The organism is Mesorhizobium sp. M0306, from assembly GCF_040321655.1.
Lineage (GTDB): Bacteria > Pseudomonadota > Alphaproteobacteria > Rhizobiales > Rhizobiaceae > Mesorhizobium.
Window position 1 is genome coordinate 220853 of record NZ_JAMYRY010000001.1, and the last position, 24316, is coordinate 245168.

The 24316-nt window shown below is 62.3% G+C and carries 22 protein-coding genes; 8 read left to right on the forward strand and 14 right to left on the reverse strand.

Features of this window, described 5'->3' with window-relative positions:
• Positions 1 to 274 precede the first annotated feature (274 nt).
• A complete protein-coding gene (locus NKI95_RS01195) occupies positions 275 to 1243 on the forward strand; it encodes a GlxA family transcriptional regulator (protein WP_352713371.1) in 969 nt (322 codons plus the stop codon).
• A 77-nt stretch (positions 1244 to 1320) separates the two neighbouring features.
• Here NKI95_RS01195 and apnL read toward each other — a convergent pair whose 3' ends face one another.
• From apnL to NKI95_RS01230, 7 genes are all read right to left on the reverse strand, one after another.
• Positions 1321 to 3228, reverse strand: coding sequence for a D-apionate lactonase (apnL, locus tag NKI95_RS01200; protein WP_352713374.1), 1908 nt, complete (start codon positions 3226 to 3228; stop codon positions 1321 to 1323).
• Positions 3225 to 4259 carry a Gfo/Idh/MocA family protein gene (locus NKI95_RS01205; RefSeq protein WP_352713376.1) on the reverse strand — a complete coding sequence of 345 codons (1035 nt, stop codon included), beginning with the start codon at positions 4257 to 4259 and terminating at the stop codon, positions 3225 to 3227. The genes apnL and NKI95_RS01205 overlap by 4 nt, the downstream gene beginning before the upstream one ends.
• Before the next feature lies 1 nt (position 4260).
• The gene (locus NKI95_RS01210) at positions 4261 to 5325 is read right to left on the reverse strand and encodes an ABC transporter permease (RefSeq protein WP_352713379.1); all 1065 of its coding nucleotides are present in this window, start codon (positions 5323 to 5325) and stop codon (positions 4261 to 4263) included.
• On the reverse strand, positions 5322 to 6866 hold the full coding sequence (locus NKI95_RS01215; RefSeq protein WP_292663146.1) for a sugar ABC transporter ATP-binding protein: 1545 nt from the start codon (positions 6864 to 6866) through the stop codon (positions 5322 to 5324). Before NKI95_RS01215 ends, NKI95_RS01210 begins: the two co-directional genes overlap by 4 nt.
• A complete protein-coding gene (locus NKI95_RS01220) occupies positions 6863 to 7516 on the reverse strand; it encodes a DUF2291 family protein (RefSeq protein ID WP_352713382.1) in 654 nt (217 codons plus the stop codon). Before NKI95_RS01220 ends, NKI95_RS01215 begins: the two co-directional genes overlap by 4 nt.
• A 113-nt stretch (positions 7517 to 7629) precedes the next feature.
• Positions 7630 to 8571, reverse strand: coding sequence for a D-ribose ABC transporter substrate-binding protein (locus NKI95_RS01225; protein ID WP_352466724.1), 942 nt, complete (start codon positions 8569 to 8571; stop codon positions 7630 to 7632).
• Between the two features lie 264 nt (positions 8572 to 8835).
• The gene (locus tag NKI95_RS01230) at positions 8836 to 9663 is read right to left on the reverse strand and encodes a phosphogluconate dehydrogenase C-terminal domain-containing protein (protein ID WP_352713384.1); all 828 of its coding nucleotides are present in this window, start codon (positions 9661 to 9663) and stop codon (positions 8836 to 8838) included.
• Between the two features lie 331 nt (positions 9664 to 9994).
• On the opposite strand from NKI95_RS01230, the gene NKI95_RS01235 reads away from it, so the two are divergent.
• From NKI95_RS01235 to NKI95_RS01245, 3 genes are all read left to right on the forward strand, one after another.
• Positions 9995 to 10669, forward strand: coding sequence for a DUF2161 domain-containing phosphodiesterase (locus tag NKI95_RS01235; protein ID WP_352713386.1), 675 nt, complete (start codon positions 9995 to 9997; stop codon positions 10667 to 10669).
• A 150-nt stretch (positions 10670 to 10819) separates the two neighbouring features.
• A complete protein-coding gene (locus tag NKI95_RS01240; protein WP_292663156.1) occupies positions 10820 to 11245 on the forward strand; it encodes a hypothetical protein in 426 nt (141 codons plus the stop codon).
• Between the two features lie 66 nt (positions 11246 to 11311).
• Entirely contained in the window at positions 11312 to 12502 is a 1191-nt protein-coding gene (locus tag NKI95_RS01245) for an NADH-quinone oxidoreductase subunit D (protein ID WP_352713388.1), read from the forward strand.
• 286 nt (positions 12503 to 12788) lie between these two features.
• On the opposite strand, the gene NKI95_RS01250 is transcribed toward NKI95_RS01245, so the two are convergent.
• On the reverse strand, positions 12789 to 13220 hold the full coding sequence (locus NKI95_RS01250) for a hypothetical protein (RefSeq protein WP_352465792.1): 432 nt from the start codon (positions 13218 to 13220) through the stop codon (positions 12789 to 12791).
• 476 nt (positions 13221 to 13696) lie between these two features.
• On the opposite strand from NKI95_RS01250, the gene NKI95_RS01255 reads away from it, so the two are divergent.
• The 3 genes from NKI95_RS01255 to NKI95_RS01265 all read left to right on the forward strand — a co-directional run bounded on the left by NKI95_RS01255 (position 13697) and on the right by NKI95_RS01265 (position 16539).
• Positions 13697 to 14665, forward strand: a complete 969-nt coding sequence (locus tag NKI95_RS01255) for an HlyD family secretion protein (protein ID WP_352713391.1) — start codon at positions 13697 to 13699, stop codon at positions 14663 to 14665.
• Complete coding sequence (locus NKI95_RS01260) at positions 14662 to 16275, forward strand: DHA2 family efflux MFS transporter permease subunit (RefSeq protein WP_352713393.1); 1614 nt, start codon at positions 14662 to 14664, stop codon at positions 16273 to 16275. The genes NKI95_RS01255 and NKI95_RS01260 overlap by 4 nt, the downstream gene beginning before the upstream one ends.
• Before the next feature lie 93 nt (positions 16276 to 16368).
• The gene (locus NKI95_RS01265) at positions 16369 to 16539 is read left to right on the forward strand and encodes a hypothetical protein (protein ID WP_352713396.1); all 171 of its coding nucleotides are present in this window, start codon (positions 16369 to 16371) and stop codon (positions 16537 to 16539) included.
• Here the strand turns inward: NKI95_RS01265 and NKI95_RS01270 are convergent.
• Positions 16536 to 17288 carry a metallophosphoesterase family protein gene (locus NKI95_RS01270; RefSeq protein WP_352713397.1) on the reverse strand — a complete coding sequence of 251 codons (753 nt, stop codon included), beginning with the start codon at positions 17286 to 17288 and terminating at the stop codon, positions 16536 to 16538. The genes NKI95_RS01265 and NKI95_RS01270 overlap by 4 nt on opposite strands.
• Complete coding sequence (locus NKI95_RS01275) at positions 17281 to 18093, reverse strand: nucleotidyltransferase family protein (RefSeq protein WP_352713400.1); 813 nt, start codon at positions 18091 to 18093, stop codon at positions 17281 to 17283. Before NKI95_RS01275 ends, NKI95_RS01270 begins: the two co-directional genes overlap by 8 nt.
• A 721-nt stretch (positions 18094 to 18814) precedes the next feature.
• Here NKI95_RS01275 and NKI95_RS01280 point away from each other — a divergent pair.
• On the forward strand, positions 18815 to 19678 hold the full coding sequence (locus NKI95_RS01280) for a hypothetical protein (protein ID WP_352713402.1): 864 nt from the start codon (positions 18815 to 18817) through the stop codon (positions 19676 to 19678).
• Positions 19679 to 19737: 59 nt separating this feature from the next.
• Here the strand turns inward: NKI95_RS01280 and amaB are convergent, their stop codons facing one another.
• The 4 genes from amaB to NKI95_RS01300 form a co-directional block, all read right to left on the reverse strand.
• On the reverse strand, positions 19738 to 21249 hold the full coding sequence (amaB, locus tag NKI95_RS01285) for an L-piperidine-6-carboxylate dehydrogenase (protein ID WP_352713404.1): 1512 nt from the start codon (positions 21247 to 21249) through the stop codon (positions 19738 to 19740).
• Between the two features lie 184 nt (positions 21250 to 21433).
• A complete protein-coding gene (locus NKI95_RS01290) occupies positions 21434 to 22696 on the reverse strand; it encodes an RNA polymerase sigma factor (RefSeq protein WP_352713407.1) in 1263 nt (420 codons plus the stop codon).
• Positions 22693 to 23067, reverse strand: coding sequence for a YciI family protein (locus NKI95_RS01295; protein ID WP_292663532.1), 375 nt, complete (start codon positions 23065 to 23067; stop codon positions 22693 to 22695). The genes NKI95_RS01290 and NKI95_RS01295 overlap by 4 nt, the downstream gene beginning before the upstream one ends.
• An 85-nt stretch (positions 23068 to 23152) precedes the next feature.
• Positions 23153 to 24271, reverse strand: a complete 1119-nt coding sequence (locus NKI95_RS01300; protein ID WP_352713408.1) for a DNA topoisomerase IB — start codon at positions 24269 to 24271, stop codon at positions 23153 to 23155.
• Positions 24272 to 24316 lie beyond the last annotated feature (45 nt).

The following is a 24316-nucleotide window of genomic DNA, read 5'->3' on the forward strand; positions in this document are numbered from 1 at the left end:
GGCACCGTGCTCTCGGCCTACTGACTGACCACAGATCAGCCTGAGCCCGGACCGACGAAGTTTTCTGTTGCCGTCTGAATCCGATGTATTTGCCGCGTGTTTTCATTCAGCGATTTCAGCATTTGTAGTTCCCAGCCATGGATTTCCGCGGGCGGCGTCGTCGGCAGCCCGCATGCGGCCATCCTGGAGGCGCCGCGGTTGCTCTGGAATTGGCAATTTTGACAAAGACTATGCTAGACTTGCCAGTCGACGAGAACGACACTGGAGTACCGCAATGGCTGTCAGGAGCCTCCACGTTGTGATCTGGCTGCCGTCGAATTTCTATTCGGCCGTTGTCTCGACGCTCGTGGAAATGTTTCAGCTTGTGAATGACGTCTGCCGTTCACAGGTTCTTTCATGTGAGTTCGTTTCAAGGGGCGCGCCGTCGACATCAAGCACCGGAATTTCCTTCCCGACAAAGGCTCAACCATCCCGGAAAATGGATGTCCTGATTCTCATTGCGATGCCGGGTGTCGAGATTCCCGAGCTTCTGCGCTCGCTCGACGAGGAGAGTGAACATTCAAAACCGCTGATCGCGCTCGCACAACAGCAGGGCGCAATCATCGCAGCACATTGCGGTGCATGTTATCTGCTCGCCAATTCAGGATTATTGGACGGCAAACGCGCAACGATATCCTGGTGGCTGAAAGCCGAGGCAAGCCGCCGGTTTCCGCAAGTGCGATGGGACGCTTCCCGCTTGCTCATTCGCCAGGACCGCCTTTACACATGCGGAGGCGGGTTTTCCGGGCTCGAACTCGCCAGGGCTTTGCTGATCGATCTGGGCTTCTCGAAGGAGGAGCGAATCATTCGAAAACTTCTGGTTCTTCCTCCGCCGCGCAAATTCCAGAGTCCCTACGAATTTCCTCTCGACGAAATTTCGAACGAGGCCAGCCCATTCGAGAACAAGCTGCGCGAGCTCTCGAAAGACAAGATGTCGGAAATCGATCTGAAATTTCTCGCAACCGAATTGGGCATGTCTTCGCGAACCCTGTCTCGCAGATTTTTCGACGAACTCCAGACAACGCCGGGAAAATGGATCCAGGAACGGCGGCTGGAGTTGGCAAAATCCATGCTTGAGGAAACGAAACTGAGCGTGTCAGAAATTTGCTATCGGGTGGGATATCAAGACGTCGCCTCGTTCAGCCGTCTTTTTTCCAAGACAACTGGAATGGCGCCAGGCGAGTTTCGAAAGCAAATCCGGTGACAAGTCGGCAACGGAAGTGCTGCGGCTGCGGGCAACCGCTGCGGAAGGCGGCTACCCATGAACCTCGGCAAATGACTTCAGCCGACCCGCACGATTGCGTAGGGCGTCATCACAAGACGGTCTCGGCCCGACGCGTCTTGCTGAATCTGGCGTGACATTCGTCCATCCCAAATCTTGAGAGGGCCCTGATCGGAGCCGAGCCCGGAAACGTCGACCGGAACGTCGTCCGGGGTAAGATTCGCCAGCCAGACGATGATCTTGCCTGTCTGGGAGCGGCCGGCCAGCGCCAGCACCCGCGTCTCATCAGTCGTTGTCGCCGCCACATGCGCATGGCCGGCCAGCTCGCAAAGTCCTTTCACCGCGTGGAAAATCGGCCGGGGTGTACCTTCTTCGACAGGTTCGCCCGACGAGGCCAGTACGCCGAATGGTCCGGTGAAGCTGCAGAGCGTGAGCATTTCGAGCCCGGCCGGCGCAACATGTGCGGCATAGCCGATCGTCCATGCGGCCCCGAACAGCCCGGCATGGCGCGGGTCGCGGTCGGCCATGGCGATGCGCTGATTGTCGGGATTGGCCTTGGTCGCGCCGCCGTAAGGGTTCTGGCGCATGGCAATGGTCGACGGCCCGATCCGGTAAGGTTTTGTTCCAAAGATCGCCCGTACAGACGCCGTTATGAAAGGCAGTGCCTCCAGCGATTGCATGACGCTGAGATCGTCGGCGGCATGCACGATCGGGGAGGTGCAATGCGTGACGAAATCGAGCGGATCGGCCGGCACACGCTTGCGGTTGAGTTCGGTGAAATAGCTGAACATGCCGCCGCCGAGGCGGGTGTCGGGAAAGGCGCGCCGCGCCGCGGCATAGACGTCTTCGAGCGGCGGGCATTGCGGCCACGCGCTGCCCGGTGGCGTCGACTGCCGGTCGACCGAGGGCGAGACGGCAATGGCCGAAAGCTTGAGCCCGGCCTGGCGCACCCTGTCGGCGACGCCTGAAAGCTCGGCGTCGAGATCGCCGTCGCCGGCAATGACACATTCGAGCGTTGTCCGGACCGGATAGGCGGCGGCGAGCCTGGCATAGGACCGCAAGGCGGCGAGCCCGTGGCCGCGCGTCGGGTCATAGTGGAACATCAATTGCTGCGGGCCAAGCCCGGACAGCACCGACAGCTTGCCCAGCGCCGCCTCGACCTCATCCGGGTAGATGATAACGCCGATATCCGGCAGCACCGGTCCGGCTTGGCCGAGCCTGACACGAATCGGTTCGGCACTTGCCGCGGCGGCCGGCACTTTCCCGCGACCCGCCACCCGCAAGCTGATGGTTTGGCGGAAGGTCTCGCCGGCCGGCAGCACGTATGGCCATGGCAGCGCGAGCGGCCGGACATAGGTCTTGTAGGAGGCATCCGACCAGTTGCGCTGGTCCTCCATCTCGAAGGTATCGCCTTCCATCCGGCATTCGGCGGTGACGCCCGGCCGGACCTGGTGGGTGATCGCCCGCAGATCCTTGAACGGCTGCCAGGGATCGATCAGCTCTGGAAGCCTGGTCGCGACCACGCTGCCATCGGTATGCTCGACCGTGACCGGGCTGCCGGCCAGGCCGGCGATCGGATGCAGGATGCAGAAACCACAGCGATTGGTTTCGAAATCGCTGTCGGGAAGAGCGCTCACGTCGAAGACCAATTGGCCATCGGCGGAGCCCTTGATGGTCGCGCGGAAGTCGAGCCGGCTGCCGTCCGGTGCCCGGCAATTTGCCGAATAGCTGACGGAAAAAGCCTCGGCATCCTGCTCGATAACAAGGTTGGTGAGCCCCGGCTCGTAGGTGCCCCAGTCGCGATCCCTGACGATGTAGGCGATGGCGCGCAAAACTTCGGTGTCGCCGTGCCGGATGGTGCGCAGATTGCCGTTGACGAAGTCCGCCGTCAGCGCGCCGGCGCGCAGCCTGACCGGTTCGGCTTCAACGGCACGTGTACCGTAGAGGAGGAAGGCGTCGGCTGTCATTTCAGCAAGGCGTCGAGTTGCACCGGTTCGCGGCTTGCGGCGCCGGCGTACGCTGCCTCGACCAGCGCTAATGTCTTCAGGTTGTCCGCGCCCGAGGTCGCGGGCTCGGTTCCATTGGTCAGGCAATCGACCCAATGCTTTTGAATGGCGACGACGCTTTCCTGGATGTTGTGCCACGGCCGCGATGCCCAAGGCAGCAGCGGCGGCGAGACGTCGCTGACGGCCGTCCCGCTCCTGCCGGTGACGGTGAGGCGGTAGCCCTGCGCCAGCCGGATCGTGCCGTCCTTGCCGTCGAGCTCGATCAGCGTCTCGGGAAACGGCTCTGTCGCGAGCTTGCTTGCATAGCTGCAATCGACCACGGAAGTGGCGCCGCTCGTATGGTCCATCAGCATCGTCGCAACGTCCTCGCCGGCAATGGCAGGGTTGACGCGCGCCGTTCGGGCGGTGACCGTCGAGACGTCGCCCAGCAGAAAGCGGGCGATGTCGAGGATATGGATGCCGAGATCCTCGATAATGAAGCGCTTGCCGGTCGCAAGATAGGGCTGGCCGGAAAACACGTCATAGGCAGAGCGGAACGAGATCCGTCCGAAGAAGGGCGTGCCGACCTCACCGCTGTCGAGTACGGCGCGCACCGCCTGGATCGGCGACTGCCAGCGAAAATTTTCATGCACCATCAACGGCACGCCGGCGTCGGCACAGGCCTTCACCATCGCCTTGGCATCGGCAAGCGTCGGCGCAAACGGTTTTTGGCAAATTGCCGGAACGCCGTGCTGCGCCGCCATCTCGACGAGCGTTCTGTGGCTTGGTGCGGTGGTGGCGATGTCGACGAAATCCAGCCTTTCGCCGGCAAACAAAGCGGCCGCATCGGTATAGCGCCGCGCAATCCCGAACTGGTCGCCGACGACCCGCAGCCGGTCCGGATCGCGGTCGCAGATAGCCACGATCGAGGCGCCCTCCACGTCGCGCCAGGCATGCATCTGGTTGACGGCAAAGAAGCCGCAGCCGATCAGCGCTCCACGCAGCTCCGCCATGTCAGCCGGCCTTTGCCATCTGCATCAGCGTGACACGGCTCTGCAGCCGGCGCTGTGCCTGGTCGACGACGACGGCGACGATGATGACGAGGCCCTTGATCACCATCTGCCAGAACGAGCTCACCCCCATCATCACCAGCCCGTCCGAAAGGATGCCGATGACGAAGGCGCCGACAATGGTGCCGCCGATGGTACCGCGTCCGCCCGACATCGAGGTGCCGCCGAGCACTGCCGCGGCAATGGCGTTGAGTTCGAAGCTCTCTCCGGTCGCCGGATGCGAGGCCATTAGTTCGGACGAGATGATCAGCCCGACGATCGCCGCGCAGAAGCCGGAGAACATGTAGACGAACATCTTCACCATGTTGACGCGGACGCCTGAAATCCGCGCCGCCCGCTCATTGCCGCCAACGGCAAAGATGTGGCGGCCGAGCGGGGTGTATTTGGCGAGATAGGCCGCCCCTAGCGCAACAACGAGCAAAATCCACAGCGCGACCGGCAGGCCAAGCAGCCGGCCGGCGCCAAGAAAGCCGAACCCGGTGGTGCCGAGCTCCGGCTTGCCGACGAGATTGGGGAAGGTGCGCCCGTCGGACGACAGCAGCGCCAGGCCGCGCGCGACATAGAGCACGCCGAGCGTGGCGATGAACGGCGCAACGTTAAGCCTGGTGATCAGCAAGCCGTTGACGGCGCCGATCAATATGCCGACGGCAAGCGTGATCAGCGCGATCTCGAAGACGTTGAAATAGATGGTATAGCCGACCTGCAGGTCGACGCCGTTGAGCACGAGATAGCCGGCCACCATGCCGCACAGGCCGACGATCGAGCCGACCGACAGGTCGATGCCGCCGGTGATGATGACGAAGGTCATGCCCATTGCGAGGAATGCGTTCAGCGCCACGTGCTTCGACATCAGGATAAGATTGGCGGCCGAGAGGAAATTGGGGGCAGCTATCGAGAAGAACAACAGCACGGCGATCAGCGCGATGAACGTCCTCGCCTTCATCAGCGTCAGCAGGACCGAGCCGCTCGAAATGGAGTTGACCGCCGCCTTGGCTGGAATGTCAGTCATGCGCCTTGCTCTCCGTGCGGGACCGGTCCGTGGCCGAAGGCCGAGGCAGCGACAAGTGCGGCCTCCGTCGCCTCTGCGCGATCGAACATACCGGTCAATTTTCCATTGCTCATCACTGCGATGCGGTCGGACAACGCCATCACCTCATCGAGATCCGAGGTGGCAAACAGGATCCCCAGGCCGTCGCGCGACAGCTTGCGCATGGTGCGGAACACGTCGGCCTTGGCGCCGACGTCGATGCCGCGGCTGGGCTCGTCCATCAGCAGCACCTTCGGTCCAGTGAGCAGCGCTTTGCCGATCACCACCTTCTGCTGGTTGCCGCCCGACAGCGACGAGACTTCCTGCGCCGGATCGGCGACCTTGATGGCCAGTTCGCGCACCGTCTGGGTCACCGCCTGTCGTTCGGCGGCACCACGAATGTGGAACAGGCGCACGAACCGCGACAGGCTGGCCAGCGTCAGATTGCTGGCGACGGAGAGGATCGACACCAGCCCTTCGCGCTGGCGGTCTTCGGGGATCAGCGCCAGCCCGCGCCGGATGCGCCGCGTCGTGTCCCGCTCGTGCACCTTTTTGCCGGCAATGAATATCGTGCCGGTCGAATGGCCGTGGCGGCCCATGATGCAGTCGAACAGCTCGCTGCGTCCGGCGCCCATCAAACCGTAGATGCCGAGGATTTCGCCGGCGCGCAGCGACAGCGAGACGTGATCGACCGCAAGCCCGCCGGTGACGCGCGGCAGGCAGATGTCCTCGGCGCGGAATATCTCTTCGCCCGGCACATGGCCGTCGGCCTTGGCGAAGTCCTTGGCGTCCGAGCCGATCATCTGCCGCACGATCCACTGGGTGTCGACGTCTTTCATCTCCGCCTGGCCGGTGATGCGCCCATCGCGCAGCACGGTGATGGTGTCGCCGATGCGGATCAGTTCCTCGAGCCGGTGCGAGATGTAGACGATCGCCACGCCGCGCGCCTTGAGATCGGCAATCACCTTGAACAGTATCTCGACTTCTGCCGCGCTCAGCGCCGAGGTCGGTTCATCCATGATGAGAATGCGCGCATCGAGCGAAACCGCCTTGGCGATCTCGACCAGCTGCTGCTGGCCGATGCGCAGATCCTCGACCAGCATGTCCGGCCGGATGCCGGCCTCCAGGCGTTCAAGGAATTCCGCCGCGCGGCGCTCCTGCTCTTTGCGGTCGATCTTGCGGAAACGATTGGTGATCTCGCGGGTGGCGAAAATATTTTCGGCGACCGTCAGATTGCCGAACAGGTTCAGCTCCTGGAACACCATGCCGATGCCGCGATTCACCGCATCCCCGGATGACGAGAAGGAAACCTCCTCGCCGTCCAGCAGGATGCGCCCGAGCGTCGGTTGCTCGACACCGGCGATGATCTTCATCAGCGTCGATTTGCCGGCTCCGTTTTCGCCGACAAGCACGTTGACCGCGCCCTTGCGCACCTCGAAATTCGCCCGCTTGACTGCGACGGTGCCGGAATAGACTTTCGAGACATCCTCCAGCTTCAGGATGACATCTTGATCGCCGCTCATGGCTTCGGCCCGATCTCTGCCTCCGCCGGCGTCACCAGCGGCAGGTCCTGGCCACTGCCCGGCGTATAGGCGCCAAGGACCTTGACGCTGCGGCCCTCGAGTGCCTCGCGCGGCAGCTTGGAAAGCACGGTCTTGTCGGCATAGGCGTTGAAAGCCTTGCCGAACTGGGCGAAGTCGATCTGGTTGGTGAAATCATTGAACTGGATGAAGTCGAGGCTGTCGCGCAGCGCGGTTCCGCGCATGGCGGGGCCGATCTGCACCCGCGCGTCCGCCTTGCCGTCGCCATCGGCATCGACGTCCATCGTCGCCGCCCGTGACTGTGTGTTGGCTGCAACGATCTTGCCCTCGAGCCGAACGGCGAAGGTCCATGGCGAATTCGCCTGCTTCTTCGGATTGCCGTATTTGGCGCCGGCAGCGGCGGGGTCGGTCTTGGCCAAGGCATGAACCTCGGCAAACGGCCCGGCCTTCTGCTGTAGATAGGGTATCACTTTCGTCGCCCAGATGTCCTCGACCATCTTGTCGGGATTGAACGCGGAGCCAGTGCCGCCGTTTTCCGCTGACGGCGTCGGCAGGATCTTGCAGGCGGTCAGGCTGCCTATTGCTGCGAGGAACAACGCGACAAGGATCGGCCGGATCAGCGTGTTGAACATGTCGGCTCGTTCGGCATGGCGGTCAGGAGCACCCAGAGAAATGGAAGCAAGGGCGAAATGGAAGCAAGGGACGAACCGGAGGCTCGTCCCTTGCTGCTTGATGTTACGCCGGCTCAGTTGGTGAGCGCGAACGTCTCCAGCTTGGCGGCATTGTCGCCATTGACCAGGACGCAGTCCATCAGCTGCTTTTCTTCGGCGGGAGACTTCTTGTTCTTGATGAAGTCGTTGGCCTGCTCGACCGCCATCTGCGCCTGCGCGAAGGCCGGCTGCAGGACTGTCGCCTTGATGCCGCCGGAGGTGATCGAGTCGCGCACATCGTTCGACCCGTCGAAGCCGACGACGATGACGTCCTTGCGGCCGGCAGCGGCAAGTGCCGCATAGGCGCCCATCGCCATCGTATCATTGCCGGAGATCACGCCCTTGATATCGGGATTGGCCTGAAGGATCGATTCCATCTTTGAATAGGCCTCGGTCTGGCTCCAGTTGGCCGACTGCTGCGCCACCATCTTCAGGTCCGGATAGTCGTCGATGACGTCGTGGTAACCCTTGGAGCGGATGCCGGCATTGGTGTCGGATTCCTTGCCGACGAGCTCGACGAAATTACCCTTCTCGCCCATCAGCTTGACGAATTCCTGCGCGCCGAGTTGGGCGCCCTGATAATTGTTGGAGACGATCTGCGCGACGGCGACACCAGTGGCATTGATCTCGCGATCGATCAGGAAGGAAGGAACGCCTGCGTCCTTGGCTTTCTGCACCGCGGCGACGGTGGCGTCGGCGCCGGCATTGTCGAGGATGATCGCCTTGGCGCCGCGGCCGATCGCCGTGTCGATCAATTCGGACTGCTTGTTGGCGTCGTCGTCATGGACGAGCACCAACGCCTCGTAGCCGAGTTCCTTAGCCTTGGCCTCCGCGCCGACAGCTTCCGCCTTGAAGAACGGATTATCATGCGAGGGCGTGATGATGGCGATCAAATCCGCCGCATAGGCGGGTGCGGCGGTGCCAAGCGCCAGTATGCCGGCAAAAGCCGCAAGCGTCATTCTGCGTGTCAGTTTCATGTATTCCTCCCGTTGAAAATCCGCGCCTTGTCCCAAGGCTATATGCATTCGATTTCGTTAGCCGGCCGTAGGCGGCGGGTCGCGTCAGATTCACAAGCCTTTGCCGGCTTCAACTCGACGGATCGCTCCCCCTATCCCTCCACTCATCCAGCCCCTGAGCCTGTTGCGAAGCTTGACGGTCCGATCCATTGAACAGCTAAGCCAACTGGTATAATGAGTCAATGACAATTTCAGGTGATATGTTCCGGAAGACGCGTCGCGCCCTCAGGTGATGCGCTGAATGCTCGCGGCAATCTCCTCCGGCTCGAACACCCGCTTCCAGTCGTCGCGCATCAGCACCGGCTTGCCGAACTCTATCGCCTTGTTGCAGGCGTCGGAGAACACGCCTTTGGTCTCGCCGAAGATGACGGCGCCAAGCACGTTCATATGGCCAAGCAGGAAATCGAGCGCCGCCTGCTTGTCGACCCCGCGCGCCACCACCTCGTCGACCGCCTCTTTCATGACGACGAGCAGCGAGGCGCATACCGTTTCCGAAAGGCCGGGCTCGAGCAGCGCCATCTGATCGACAGTGACGCGATGCGAGCGCATAACCGGCGCCCAGATGATCTTTGCGATCGCCTCACCCTTGGCGAAATCTCCCTCCGGTCCCTGCATCAAGGCGCTGACCATGTGCTGCTTGGCCTTGACGCCGCCGAAATAATCCTTCTTGGCCGCCATGTCGGTCTCGTCGTTGAAGATCGGCGGATGGCACGGGTGGGTGACGAAATAGGTCAGGTCCGGTCGCTTCGGCAAATGCCCGGCGAAAGGTGCCGCGGCGTCGAGCACGACAACCATCGTGCCTGATGCAAGCTTGCTCTCGATGCTCGCCGCGACCTTGCCGATATGCGTGTCCGGCACCGCCAGGATCACCACATCGGCGCCATCAAGCGCCTCATCGGCGCTGACGGCATCGATGTTGAGGCCCGACTTAAGCCGCTCGCGGCCGGCGTCGCTGACCTCGACATGGCGTATCGTGTAGGGAGATCCGCGAAAATTGGTCGACAGGCGGTAACCCATTTTGCCGCCTGCACCAAACAGCGCAATCGTTGTCATGTGTCCGTTACTCCTGATTACCAACGACGGCCCTGCCGATCGTCCCATTGACTTGTATGCACATTGCCGCCGGCTGGCGGATTAGAAAAGGCGGAAAGCCGCCGCTTAAATGACGTTCCCCTGGACGATGTCGTGGGCACCGTCCAGCACAGCGCCGCTAGGCGGAGCATGCTATATCAGGTACACATTATACCAGCATACCAAATTGGCAAGCGGCGTGGCACGGCTCTGACCAATTGTTTGGCCGTCGTTTACCTCCTGTTCAACGGCAAAGAGCGATCATCGCGCTGAACCGCCGATCGGCGGGATGATTCGCAGCCAACAAAGGCCCATGCTCGAAACGTCACTCTACAGCCCGGTCAAGACCTTCCTCGAAGGCCTGGGATTTATGGTCAAGGGCGAGATCGGCGGCTGCGATCTGCTGGCGCTGAGTGCCGACTCTCCACCGATCGTCGTCATCTGCGAGCTGAAGCTGAAGTTCAATCTCGAGCTGGTCCTCCAGGGCGTCGACCGTATGGCGGCGAGCGATGAGGTCTGGCTCGCGGCATGCGTGTCGGCCCGTGGCAAAGGCCGTGAGAGCGATGTGAGATACCGCAATCTCTGCCGTCGCCTCGGCTTTGGCCTGCTTGGCGTGCGGGCGAACGGCGAGGTTCAGGTGCTGCTCAGCCCGGCGGCATTGGCCCCGCGTCGGGATCCCCGTCGCCGCTCGAAACTAATCGACGAACATCGGCGTCGGCAGGGCGATCCCGTCGCCGGCGGCGGCTCGCGTGCGCCGATCATGACCGCTTATCGCCAGCAGGCACTGGCATGCGCCGCAGCGCTCGCCGATGGTCCAAAGCGGCCACGTGACTTGAAGCCCAACCTGCCGAACGCACCCAAGATCCTGCTGCACAACGTGTATCGCTGGTTCGCGCGCACCGATCGCGGGGTCTACGAACTGACCGCTCAGGGCCGTGAAGCATTGCAGCGCTGGCCGCAGCCCGATCGCAGCCACGCCGCTGCCTGAGACAGGGCAACGCCGGATTTCGCGCCCTGCTTTCCGCGACAATCACCGCTTTCGGCAAGACAGCAACCTCCGTAACGGAACCATATTTCGACACGATGGTTTTGTCGGGACCGAATTGATCGTCCGCTGAGCAAAACGGAAGGAACGGCCATGCGCCTATCGACGACAATTGTCACACTTTCGGCACTGGCCCTTGCCTCGCCGGTCTATGCGCAATCCGTGGGACCAGAGCTTGCCCCTGTCCCGCCAACGGCGCCGCAAACCCTGCCAGAGCAAGCCACGCCAGAAGGGGCCACTCCCGACCAGGCTACACCTGACCAAGCCTTCTCCGCCCAGAATTTCACCGCTGTGACAATCGTGGCGATGGAGGATCTGCCTCCTGAAATCAAGGCACAGGCGGAGGCCGTCGTCACCCAGACCAGCGCCGAGGATTTGCGCATCCTGCAAAGTTCGATCGACGCATCGCCGCAGGCGGCATCGGCACTGGCGGCGAACGGACTTAATTCCACTCAGGTCGTGGCGGCCAATATCGACGGCGACGGCACGCTGACGCTGATCATCCAGACGACGACGTGAGCGGGTGAAAGCGGACAAGCCGGTTCCGGCACGGAACCGAAGTCCGCCTGATCGCGGAGGACTGTCATGGCCGAGGCTGCAGTTCGCAACTTCACCATCAATTTCGGGCCACAACATCCCTCCGCTCACGGCGTCCTGCGGCTGGTGCTCGAACTCGACGGCGAGATCGTGGAACGCGCCGATCCCCACATCGGCCTGCTGCATCGTGGCACCGAGAAGCTCATCGAGTACAAGAACTACCTGCAGGCCTTGCCCTATTTCGACCGGCTCGACTACGTCGCGCCGATGAACCAGGAGCATGCATTCTGTCTCGCCGCCGAGAAGCTCCTCGAAATATCGATTCCGAAACGCGGGCAGCTCATCCGCGTGCTTTTCTGCGAAATCGGCCGGCTGTTATCGCACCTCCTCAACGTCACCACGCAAGCCATGGACATCGGCGCGCTGACGCCACCGCTCTGGGGTTTCGCCGAACGCGAGAAGCTGATGGTCTTTTATGAGCGCGCGTCCGGTGCCCGCATGCACGCGAACTATTTCAGGGTCGGCGGCGTGCATCAGGATCTGCCGCCGGAACTCCTCGACGACATCTGGAATTTCTGCGATCCGTTCCTCAAGGTCTGCGACAATCTCGAAGGGCTGTTGACCGAGAACCGCATTTTCAAGCAGCGCAATGTCGATGTCGGCGTGATCGGCCTCGATGATGCCTGGGCCTGGGGCTTTTCCGGCGTGATGGTGCGCGGATCGGGCGCCTCATGGGATCTGCGCAAGGCGCAGCCATACGAATGCTATTCGGAGATGGATTTCGATATCCCGGTCGGAAAGCATGGCGACTGCTACGACCGCTATCTCGTACGCATGGAGGAAATGCGCCAGTCGGTCCGGATCATGCGGCAATGCCTGGAAAAGTTGCGCTCGCCCGAAGGCCAGGGGCCGTTCGCGATCCCGAACCGCAAGATCACGCCGCCGCCGCGTGCTACAATGAAGCGCTCGATGGAAGCGACGATCCAACACTTCAAACTTTATACCGAAGGCATTCGCGTGCCGAGCGGTGAAGTCTATGCCGCCGTCGAAGCGCCGAAGGGCGAGTTCGGCGTCTACCTCGTATCGGACGGAGGCAACATTCCCTACCGATGCAAGATCCGCGCACCTTCCTTCGCCCACCTGCAAGCGATGGATTTCCTGTCCCGAGGCCATATGATCGCCGATGTTGCCGCGATCATCGGCTCGCTCGACATCGTGTTCGGAGAAATCGATCGCTAGTTTAGCCAGGTCGCAGGATCTTCCCCGATCGCAGGATCATTCGTCCTCAGCAGACCGCGCAGGCAGGCCTGGACGGCGCGCGAACGCCAGTGGACGAAGGCTCTCACTTGCGGCGGGCCAACTCAAATTCTCACATCAAAGACGGACGCATGGCCGCGACAAGGCGCAGCCAAGCGTCGAGGAGTTTCACAATCTGCGCGGCCTGACGGGCCACGAGCCCTTCCAAGTTCGGAAGCGCTCTCCACGGCGCGGAAAGAACGCGTGTTCCGCCGTTCCTCGTACCGCGTCAATGCACGATCAAGCCCTTCATCCAGGCAACAAATCTGTTGCCGCGAACTATCCCGCGCACCCTGGCAGCGGCCCATCTCGCTTGCATCGTAGCGCCAACATGGCAATGGCAGACGATTTGGTGCAACTGCCGGTCGCTCAGTTCGAAGAAGCGCTTTGCCTCACCATAGGTATCGTCGTTGAGGCCCATGGCACGCAGAACCGGATCCTCGAACGCGACAGTGAGCGGCGTCCCAGCCCCACGCGATCTGTCACGCGCTTCCCTGTTCATATATTCGGTGCCTGGAAGCGCCCCAAGGCATCGCGTCGGGTTTTGTTCGAGAAGTTCTGCCCAACGTTCAATCCGCTGGTTTCGAGTCATCGCCGGATACGCCGCGAAGGACTCAACTTCCGCGACGGCATGCAGTTGGTCGAGTGTTTGATGTTTCATGGTCGGCTCCTGTCGACAGGTGAATTTGCCCACGCCTATATGAGCAATTATCGCGCCGTGGAGCGCTGACAAGGCCGGACCGCCGCAACATGAAGCGTACGGATCACCAGCCCGGTGAAGCGGCACTCGTATTCCAACGCGCCCGCGCCGGTGGGTCCGATGTCGACTCGTTAACCGAACCCGTTCCGGACAGGAACTTTTGCGGAAGCTTGCCGTTTGGCTTTGCGTCCGTTTCGGCGGCTGCAATATCAATCTTGAAAGCAATTCCGTTGGACACGAAGCCTCAAAGCGTCGAACACGACGTCGAGCCTGTAAATGAAACCCGGGAGCAACCGACCCCGGTTAGAGAATCTCGTGAGCGATCGGCAGGGCCCCGGCAGGAAAAGCCCGACGGGAATGCCTCGCAACGAAAGGCAGGTCTGCTCGGCTTTCCCAGGCGCCATCCCTATGCGGCCGCAGCCATCGCGCTTGCGCTGTTGCTCGTCGCGGCAGGCGTCGCGATCTGGTGGCTGAACGCCCGCCAGTACGAATCGACCGACGACGCCTTCATTGACGCCCGAACGGTGACGATCGGCGCCCAAATCGCCGGCCGTATCACCGAGCTGGCGGTTACCGACAATCAGCATGTACAGGCGGGCGATGTCCTCCTGCATATCGACGACAGCGATTATCAGGCGAATCTGAAGCAGGCCGATGCCGGCGTCGCCGCGGCCGAGGCCGAAATCGTCAATGTCACCGCCCAGATCGAGGCTCAAAACGCAAAGGTGAACGCTGCCCAGAGGCAGGTTGGACAGGCCAAGGCAGCGCTGGATTTCGCCAAGGCTGAGGATCAACGCAATCGCGAACTCCTGGCCAGGGGCACAGCAACGCAGCAGCAAGCGCAGCAGGCAGCATCGACGCTGCGTCAGGATCAGGCCGCGCTGGACAGCGCCGAGGCCAATGTCGCCTCGGCAAAAAGCCAGGTTTCGGTCTTGCAGGCGCAGGCCAGGAGCGCCGAGGCGCAGCTCGAGCAGGCCAAGGCCAGCCAGGAGCAGGCCCGCACGACGCTGTCACGCACGACCATCACGGCACCCGCGGCCGGGCGGGCAACAAGCATTTCGGCCGCTGACGGCACCTACGCCCAACCCGGCCAGGTATTGATGATGTTCGTTCCCGACGAGGTCTGGGTGAAGGCCAATTTCAAGGAGACGCAGCTCGACCTGATGCGGCAGGGACAGCCGGTCGACATCGACATCGACGCCTACCCGGACAAGTCCTTCCATGGCCGGGTCGACAGCATCCAAGCTGGCAGCGGCACTGCCTTCAGCCTGCTGCCGGCCGAAAATGCCACCGGCAATTACGTCAAGGTGGTGCAGCGCGTGCCGGTGAAGATCGTCTTCGACAAGCCGCCGGATGTGCTTCTCGGTCCAGGCCTGTCGGTGGTGCCGACGGTCAAGGTGCGATGAGCGGCGAAAGCGCCAGAAATCAGGGCGAAAGCCGATCCGCCGCCGGGACACACAATCCCTGGCTCATCGCCGTCGTCGTCTCCATCGCCACTTTCATGCTGGTGCTGGACACCTCGATCGCCAATGTCGCCCTGCGCAACATCGCCGGCAGCCTGGCTGCCGGAATGGACGAAAGCACCTGGGTGATTACCACCTATCTCGTCGCCAACTCGGTGATCATCCCGGTCAGCGGCTGGCTGGCAAGCGTCATCGGCCGCAAGCGCTACTACATGCTCTGCGTGGCGACCTTCACCGTCGCGTCGCTGCTATGCGGACTGGCGCCCAACCTGGAACTGCTCATCCTGTTCAGGGTCCTTCAGGGCCTCGGTGGCGGCGGCATGGCGCCAAGCGAACAATCGATCCTTGCCGACACCTTTCCGCCTGAAAAGCGCTCGCAAGCCTTCGCACTTTACGGCATTGCCGTCATCGTCGCACCGACGGTCGGGCCGACGATCGGCGGCTGGCTGACGGACCATTTCTCCTGGCACTGGATCTTCTTCATCAACGTGCCGTTCGGCATCCTGTCGCTGGCGCTGGTGCAATGGCTGTTGGTCGAACCGGACGTACTCGAACGCGAACGCAAGGAACGGCTGAAAGGCGGCCTGAAGATAGACGGGGTCGGGTTCGTCCTGGTGGCGATAGCCTTGGGATGCCTGGAGATCTTCCTCGACCGGGGCCAGCGCTACGATTGGTTCGCCTCGAATTTCATCACCACTTTCGCAGTGATTTCCGCGATCGCGTTCCTGCTGCTTATCCCATGGGAAATCAGTCGCAGCGATCCGGTCGTCGACATGCGCCTGTTGTTCACGCGCCAGTTCGGTACGGCCTTCCTGGTCATGATGGCGGTCGGTGCTATCCTGTTCAGCACCACCCAGATCGTTCCGCAGCTGCAGCAGACGACATTTGCCTACACCGCGACGCTCTCGGGCCTTTCGATGATGCCGGGCGGCATCGCCATGCTGATCTTGATGCCGGTGTCCGGATTTGTAGGCAGCATCGTGCAACCCAAATACCTGATCATGATGGGCATGTCGGTGGTCGCAGTGGCCCTTTGGCACATGACCTCGCTCACCCCGGACGCCAGCTTCCGCTTCTTTGCCTTTGCCCGTGCCTTCCTGATGGTCGGGCTGCCGTTCTTGTTCATTCCCATTTCAACCGCGGCCTATGTCGGCCTGCCCCCGCAGAAGACCAACCAGGCATCGGCGCTGATCAACGTTGCACGCAATATCGGCGGCAGCATCGGCGTCTCGCTGTCCAACACCGTCATTGCGCAAAGCTCCCAGATCCATCAATCGAACCTGGTCGGCCGCACCGTGCAATCGTCGCCCGCCTATCAGCAGGTGCTTCGGCAGGCGACCGAGCATTTCGTCGCCCATGGTTCGCCGCTGGTCGAGGCGAAGCAGCAGGCGATCGGCTGGCTCGGCCAGTTGATCGCCCGCCAAGCCACGTTGCTCGCCTATGTCGATGTCTTCCGCTACTGCGCGGTGGCAACCGCCCTGCTTGTTCCGCTGGCGCTGCTGCTCCGGTCAAGCAAGTCGGGCGGCAGCCAGCCGAATCCCGAAATGGGCTGACCGGCAAGTGCGACGGTGTGGTTTTCCAAAAACGGGCAAGCCGGGAACCAGCCGACCCGTTGCGTTGTTCTGCGCCAAGAGGAGATGATTACGATGGCCACTGTTCCCACACCCGAGCCGACACCGACCCCGGTGCCACCGCCTCCCATCCCAGATCCCAAGCCCGTGCGTGAGCCGGACCCCGACAGGCTTCCCGACGAGGACCCCATTCCCAATCCGGATGAAAACGATATTCCGCCAAAGCGGGCGTTCAACACCTATTAGATTTCGAGCATGGCGTAGGGGCGGCCGGTCGGCTTGGCGACATGCATGGCAACGTTATAGACCGGCGCCCCGCCCGGCGTGCGGCCCTCATAGGCGCCGCGATGCGCATGACCATGCACCACCGCGCTGACCTGGAACCGGTCTATTGTCTCGGCCAGGCGTGACGAACCGAGAAACGGGAATATCTCCAGCGGCTCGCCTTCGACCGTCTCGATGACAGGCGCGTAGTGCAGAACGACAAGCGTGCGTTTGGCGCGGACCTGCCGCATTGCGTTTTCAAGCCGCATCGCTTCGTTCACGCTTTCCGCCACCATTGACTTGATCGCTGGTTCGCCGAAGGAGCCGAGCATGCGCGATCCAAAACCGCCAACGAAACCCTTGACCCCAACGAACCCGACCTCGTGAATCTCTGTCGCCTCGCCGTCGAGCAGGTGAACGCCCGCCTGGCGCAGAATGTCGGTGACCTGGGCGACGGCGCCTGACTCATAGTCGTGGTTGCCAAGTACGGCGACGACCGGGATCGTGCAAGCACGCAGTTCCTCGGCAAGGATTTCGGCCTCCCGAGGCTTGCCGAGATTGGTAAGGTCGCCCGTCAGCACGAGAACCTGGGCTTCACGCGACATCTCGCCGAAAAGATCGCGGTACGAGGCCTGGTCTTCCTTGCCGACATGCAGATCGCCAATGGCGGCGACTTTGAGTGCGCTGCCGCTTTCCGCCTTTGCCGGAGCAGTTTCGAGCTCGTCAGCCATTGCTATGTTCTCCTTCACCGCCGACGTCGGCAAAGCCCCAGTCCTTGACGTCGATCTCATAGTCGGTTCGTGAAAGCATGCGCCCACGGCAGATTTTCATCCGGGAAGGTGGCAATTCGCGCTGCTTGGCCAGCCGGTCAAGCAGCTCGTCGAGCAGCCAGGCGGGTACGCGGCCCCGCTCCGACGGATAGATCCATCGGAAGTTCAAGAGATGCATCAGCAGAACTTCCCAATGAACTTCCATGTAGGAAAGCAGCCTTTGCCAGTCGATCTGGTCGTGCGTCTTGAGGATGGTGTGCGAAACGTCGGCGCCATCGTGGCGGCCGCGGTCCTGGATGAAACATTTGGACCAGACAAGCTCGGTGGGACCGATGATCCGCACCTGGCTGCCCAGCAATTCGCCCTGACGGGCGTGCTCCAGCCACTGGTCGTCGACCGGCATTGTGCCGTTCATTGAGGCGAAAATGACGTCGAAAAAATGCGTCCCCTTGAACACTTTGCCCAGCCACCGGTCGTCCTCGACCACGACGGCGTAGCCGATCCGCTTGAAATGGGCGAGGATGCGCGGGCAGTCGCCGGCCTTGCAGAAAATGTCGAGATCCTTGGTCAGGCGGATGATCCCGGTATAGGCGCTTACGGCATAGGTGCCGGCGACAAGAAAGGGGATGCCGGTCGCGACAAGTTCGCGGATCGCTTCGATATAAAAGACCTCCGCTTCGGCATTGCGAAGCGTCGGGGCGGCTTTTGGATCGACCGACGGAACGGATGCCGGGATGGCGCTTTCCGGTGGGGGATTGATGATCATAGCAATGGCTCCTGGCCCGGCAGACCAGCAGCCGCCTGTATCTAATAGCCAAGCACGCCCGATGGTTCCCGCCGCTGCGTGCCACGGCCGCTCTCGCCTGCTGCATCAGGCGGACACGCCGCCGTGACAGGCCTTCGAAGCGGTCATGGCTGTCGGCTGCGGCGGCAGCCATAAAGAGATATGTGAGCGGTCATTTTTGACGTCAAGATAGCAGCGCGGTCAGCCTCAAGCGCGTCGAGGCGAAGTAGGCCCGCTATCGTCCCCGGGTTCGGAAAGGATTGGCTTCAACATGGTTCCCGAGCTGTCGGAGGCACTGCGCACCCGGCGCAACAGCCACTTGAGCGCTCGTGGCCAGACCGACTCTGTTTGCCGGAAAGCTGCAGGCGGCGTGGCAAGAAGGCCATTCTCCATTTGTAGTTCCTTACTGTCTCAGTCCAATCAGCGTTCTTCAACGAGCAAAACTTGTGTTGGTTCCGCATCGCCATCGACGGTAGCACGGGCTGGCCAGGCGAAGCCACCATTTGTGGGTTCGAGCAGGCTAGCCTCGTGCGGCAAGATCAGCGCTCGCGAGATCAGGGTCCTCGGCGACCAAGTCACGGAATTCAGCTACTAGCCGGCGGGATTCAGCTCGTATCCTGATGCGCCGGCTCTGGACACGGCCCGCGAAGGCTGAAATTGTTACCGGCATTTCCAGTTGCGAATTTGGTTGGGCTCGGCGGGGATGGCGCTGGTTTCTGAAGACATTGCCGGCCATCCGGCATTGCGTCGCCATGTCCAGACTCAGTCGCGGACGCTGCTCCAGACCTATGAAGCGAACCCGCGGCTGGCTTCCGTATTCGCCACGCAACAACGCTGGCTGATGGCCCATATCGGCCTTGCCTTGTATTTCGATCGAGAGCCGGACGATCATCGCAAGGGACTTACGTCTACACGGTTGATGGACGGCATCTGCCGGCATTCGGTGGCCAGCCGCAACACCGCCGATGCCTTCCTGAAGGAGATGCTGCATTACGGTTTCATCCGGCATCTGCCGATTAAATATGGGCGCATCCGCCCCTTTGAGCCGACCGCGGGCACTCTGGAGACGGTTGCCGGCTGGGTCATGGCCCATCTGAAAACGCTGGACAGCCTGGACGGTGGATCTCGACTGGCTGCATTCGTCGCACAACCGGACGTACTCGCCAAACTGCAGCCACTGGTGGCCGACGGACTGCTTTCGTCGCATGCCGTGCGCGAGCCAAGACAGACTTTTTCCTTGTTCACCTGGCTCGACAATGGCGGCATCGTCATGGATTGGCTGATGTCCGGCGTCGATCCCGATCATGCCGACCTGGACCGAATTCCGACCGGTGTCGTCTCAATCGGAGATTTCGCGAACTGGCTCAAGCTCTCCCGGACCCACCTGTCACGCAAATTGCGCGATGCCGAGGAACTCGGCAGCATCGGCTGGCTGGGCCAGCGCGGTCATTCGGTCATGTGGGTGTCGAGCGAGTTCTATCAGGAATACATGACCGCCCAGGCGGTCAAGCTCGCCATCATCGATACAGCCTTCGACAATTGTGTTGTAGCTTCCGACGGCAGCTGAACCGCGAGCCGAACGCCGTCGTGGCAGCCTTGGCGCCGCCGCGACGGAGGTCTGGCATTTCAATCGATGTCGAACGACACGCCCTGCGCAAGCGGCAGCGCCTTGGAATAATTCACCGTATTGGTGGCGCGCCGCATATAGGCCTTCCAAGCGTCGGAGCCGCTCTCGCGGCCGCCGCCGGTCTCCTTCTCGCCCCCGAAGGCACCACCGATCTCTGCCCCCGACGTGCCTATATTGACATTGGCGATACCGCAGTCCGACCCGTCGACGCCGAGGAAGCGCTCGGATTCCTGCAGGTCGCGGGTAAAGATCGACGACGACAGCCCCGCTCCCACCGCATTGTGCTCGTCAAGCACGGCGTCGAAGTCCGAATATTTCATCACATAGAGGATCGGCGCGAAGGTCTCCTCCGTCACTGGCGAAACCTGCCGCGGCATTTCGACCAGCGCCGGACGCACATAGTAGGCCTCGGGATGGCCGTTCTCGACCCGTATTCCGCCGGTTATCTTACCACCATGCGAAGCCGCCTCCTCCAGCGCCTTCTGCATATTCCCGTAGGCAGCCTTATCGATCAGCGGGCCGACCAGAGCCCTTGTCTCCAGCGGATTGCCGACCGAGACGCTTTCATAAGCTTTCTTCAGGCGCGGAACGAGCTGGTCGTAGACACTCTCATGCACGAAAAGGCGCCTTAGCGTCGTGCAGCGCTGGCCGGCCGTGCCCATGGCGCCGAAGGCAATGGCGCGGAGCGCCATGGCGAGGTCGGCCGTCGGGCAGACGATGCCGGCATTGTTGCCGCCGAGCTCCAGCACGGCACGGGCAAAGCGCTTCGCCAGCCGTGGGCCGACGTCCCTGCCCATGCGCGTCGAGCCGGTGGCCGATACCAGCGGCACCCTGGGATGATCGACCAGGATCTCGCCGACGGCGCGATCGCCGATCAGAACCGGCGCCAGCCCCTTCGGCGCATCGCCGAAACGTTCTGCTGCGCGCTTGAAGATCGCTTCGCAGGCGAGCGCCGTCAGCGGTGTCTTCTCGGACGGCTTCCACACCACCGCGTCGCCGCAGACCAGCGCAAGTGCCGCGTTCCACGACCATACCGCCACCGGAAAGTTGAAGGCCGAGATCACGCCGACGACGCCGAGCGGATGCCAGGTTTCCATCATGCGATGGCCGGGACGCTCGGTGGCGATGGTCAGGCCGTACAATTGCCGGGAAAGACCGACGGCGAAATCGCAGATGTCGATCATCTCCTGCACTTCGCCTAGACCCTCGGACGGGATCTTGCCGACTTCGATCGACACCAACCGGCCAAGCTCGGTCTTGTGTGTGCGCAATTCCTCGCCGAGCAGCCGCACCAGCTCTCCACGCTTGGGAGCTGGCACCTGCCGCCACGCCAGGAAAGCCTTGTGGGCATTGTCGATGGTCGTTGCCGCATCAGCCGGCGAGATGGTCTTCAGCGCGGCGATCTGCTCGCCGGTCACCGGGCTGCGCACGATGAGGTCGCCGCCCGTAAGCGCGCCCTCGGCAACGCCCAGTTTCGCCAGAAGCCCGGCCGTTTCCTTCGCAATCGTCATTTTCATCCCTTTCCAGATCCCGTCGCTCATATGGCGTCGGTCCAAGCCTTGCGCCATACCCGCTCCCTGCCGGTCGGCACACCAGGCGCTGTCATGGCGTGGCATTACGCGTTTCAGGGAAAAATCGCCACCCCGGCATGGTCTAAGCAAAGGTCAGACCGTTGAACCAGGCGGAGGCGTCGGATCAATGCGCCGTTTGCTTAGCGCCTTCTTTCATCAGCCGGTCGATATGCATGCGGATATGCGCTGCCTCTGCGGCCGTATTGGCAAGCGCGATGGCGCGGTCGAAAGCGACGCGTGCCTCCTCGCCGCGGCCAAGCTGCATCAGCAGTCCGCCCTTGAGGCCGAAGAAATGGAAATAGCCGGAAAGCCTTCCCTCCAGCGGCTCGATCATGGCGAGTGCGGCTTCCGGTCCACGCACCTTGGAGACCGCGACGGCGCGGTTGAGCGTCACCACCGGCGACGGCTGCATCTGCTCGAGCAGGCCGTAGAGCAGGTCGATCTCGTTCCAGTCCGTATCCTCGGGCTTTTCCGCCCGCGCATGCAGTGCGGCGATCGCCGCTTGCACCTGGTAGGGACCGGGCTTGCGATGGCGCAACGCCTTATCGACCAGCGCCAGGCCTTCATCGATCATCTTGCGGCTCCACAGGCTGCGGTCCTGGTCTTCGAGCAGCACGATCTCGCCGTTCTCGTCGAAGCGAGCCGGCGAGCGTGCATGCTGCAGCAGCAACAGCGCGGTCAGCCCCATGATCTCCGGCTCGGTCTGGAATAGCCTGAGCAGCAGGCGGGCCAGCCGGATCGCCTCTTCGCAAAGCGGCGCACGCGCCGAAGCCTCGCCGCTGTTGCTGGAATAGCCTTCGTTGAAGATCAAGTAGACCATGGCGGCGACGGCGGCGAGCCGTTCGGAGCGCTCGACCGCTCCCGGCGTCTCGAACGGCACCCCGGCGTCGGCGATACGCGCCTTGGCGCGCGTGATACGTTGCTCCATGGCGCTTTCACCGACGAGGAAGGCGCGGGCGATCTGCTTGACCGCCAGGCCGGAGACGATGCGCAACGCCACCGCGATCTGCTGTGTCGCCGGCAGGTCGGGATGGCAGCAGATAAACAGCAGCCGCAAAATATCGTCGCGGTAATGCGCCCCGTCCAGCCGCTCGGCGACGTCGCTCTCGGCATCTTCCAGATCGGAGATCTGATCCTCTTCCGGCAGCGGCGCCTGCTTGGCGCGCTTGCGCACCGCATCGATGCCGCTGTTGCGGCCGACGAAGATCAGCCAGGCTGCCGGATCGCGCGGAGGACCGTTTTTCGGCCAGTTGTTCAGTGCCCTCAGGCAGGCGTCCTGGAATGCTTCCTCCGCCGCGTCGAGGTCGCGGAAGTAGCGCAGCAATGCCCCCATCGCCTGCGGGCGAGCGGTGCTGATTGCCGTGCTGATCCAGGCGAGTTCGGTCATGCGGAAACCTTGGCGGGATTGAAGAGCGAGACCGGCCGGATTTCGTAGGAGCCGCCGCTCGGGTTGACCTCGGAAAGCTCGCGCGCGAAGTCGACGGCCTCATCGAGGTCGGCGCATTCGAGCGTGTAGAAGCCGAGGAACTGTTCCTTGGTTTCGGCAAACGGCCCGTCGATGACGATCGATTCGCCCTTGACCTTCCTCAGCGTCGTCGCCGCGGTCGTCGGCAAGAGCCGCGCCACCGGGCCAAGCCGGCCGGCCTGGGCATATTTTTCCTGCACGCCGATAAGCTTTTCCATGACGGCATCGTCCTGCTCCTTGCTCCAGGAGCAAACGACATCTTCAGAGGCATAGCAGAGGATCGCGTAGAGCATGGGTCGTCCTTTTCTTTATCAAAGGACGAAACACTAGGACCGATGCCGACATGGCGTCGACAAAAAAATACGCTCCGGTCCGGCGTCATTCCCTCGCCTTCAGCCATCTCAAGACCAAGGCTTCCTCGTCGTCGAGCCCGGCGATCGACCGTTTCCCTTTGTTGGCATCCGCCATTTCGTCGAGCAGCCGTCCTTCGGACCAGGCGCGGAAGACTTCCGGATGGATGTAGCATTGGCGACAAACCGCGCGTGTGTTGCCAAGCCGCTCGGCAACCTTGTCGATGACATTGTTCATCACCCGCTTTTGCTGCGCCTGGCTTTCCGGACGTTCGGTTTGCGCAAACAGCGACGCCGCATGAATGGTGCCGCCCCAGGTTCGGAAGTGCTTGGAGCTGAACTCCGCCCCGGCGTTATCCCTGATATAGCGGTTGACGTCGTCTGAGCGCACCGGACGCCTGTTTCCATCCTCGTCGAGATACTGGAACAACTTCTGTCCCGGCAGGTCCTGCGCTCCACGCACGATCTTGGCGATCCGGCGATCGACAAGCTTCAATCTCCATTCCTTGCCGGATTTGCCGGTGAAGGCGAAACGCAGGCTCGAGCCCTTGATGTCGACATGGCGGTCACGCAGCGTGGTCAGTCCAAAACTCTTGTTGTCGCGGGCATAGGCGGCATTGCCGACACGGATCATTGTGTTGTCGAGCAGCCAGACGATGGCCGCCACGACGCGCTCCAGCGGCAGGCCGTGACGACGCAGATCGGCGTCGATCTTCCGTCGCAATTCGGGCAGGCTTTCGGCGAAGGCGATGAGGCTCGAATATTTGACCCCGTCGCGCTCCTCTGCCCATTGCGGATGATAGCGGTATTGTTTGCGGCCGCGCTGGTCCCGACCGGTCGCCTGGATGTGACCGTCGGCATCCGGCGAGATCCACACATCCGTCCAGGCCGGTGGAATGGCAAGCGCCTTGATGCGTGCCAGCGCCTCCCCGTCGACAATCGGCCCGTCGGGTCCTTTGTACGAGAACCCCTTGCCCGAACGCAGCCGGCGAATACCGGGTTCAGTGTCGGTGACATAGTTGAGCGAGGCCCGAACGGCCGAGGCTTGCGCGCCGTTCTCCAGCGCTCCGTTCTGCGGCACCCCGTTCTTTGGTGCAGCTTTCCTCACAGCCGATCGGCCAGACGACGACCCGGATTTGTCCAGCATGTCCTCTCCACGGAATTTCCGTAGATAAGCCGCTTGCCGGCTGCG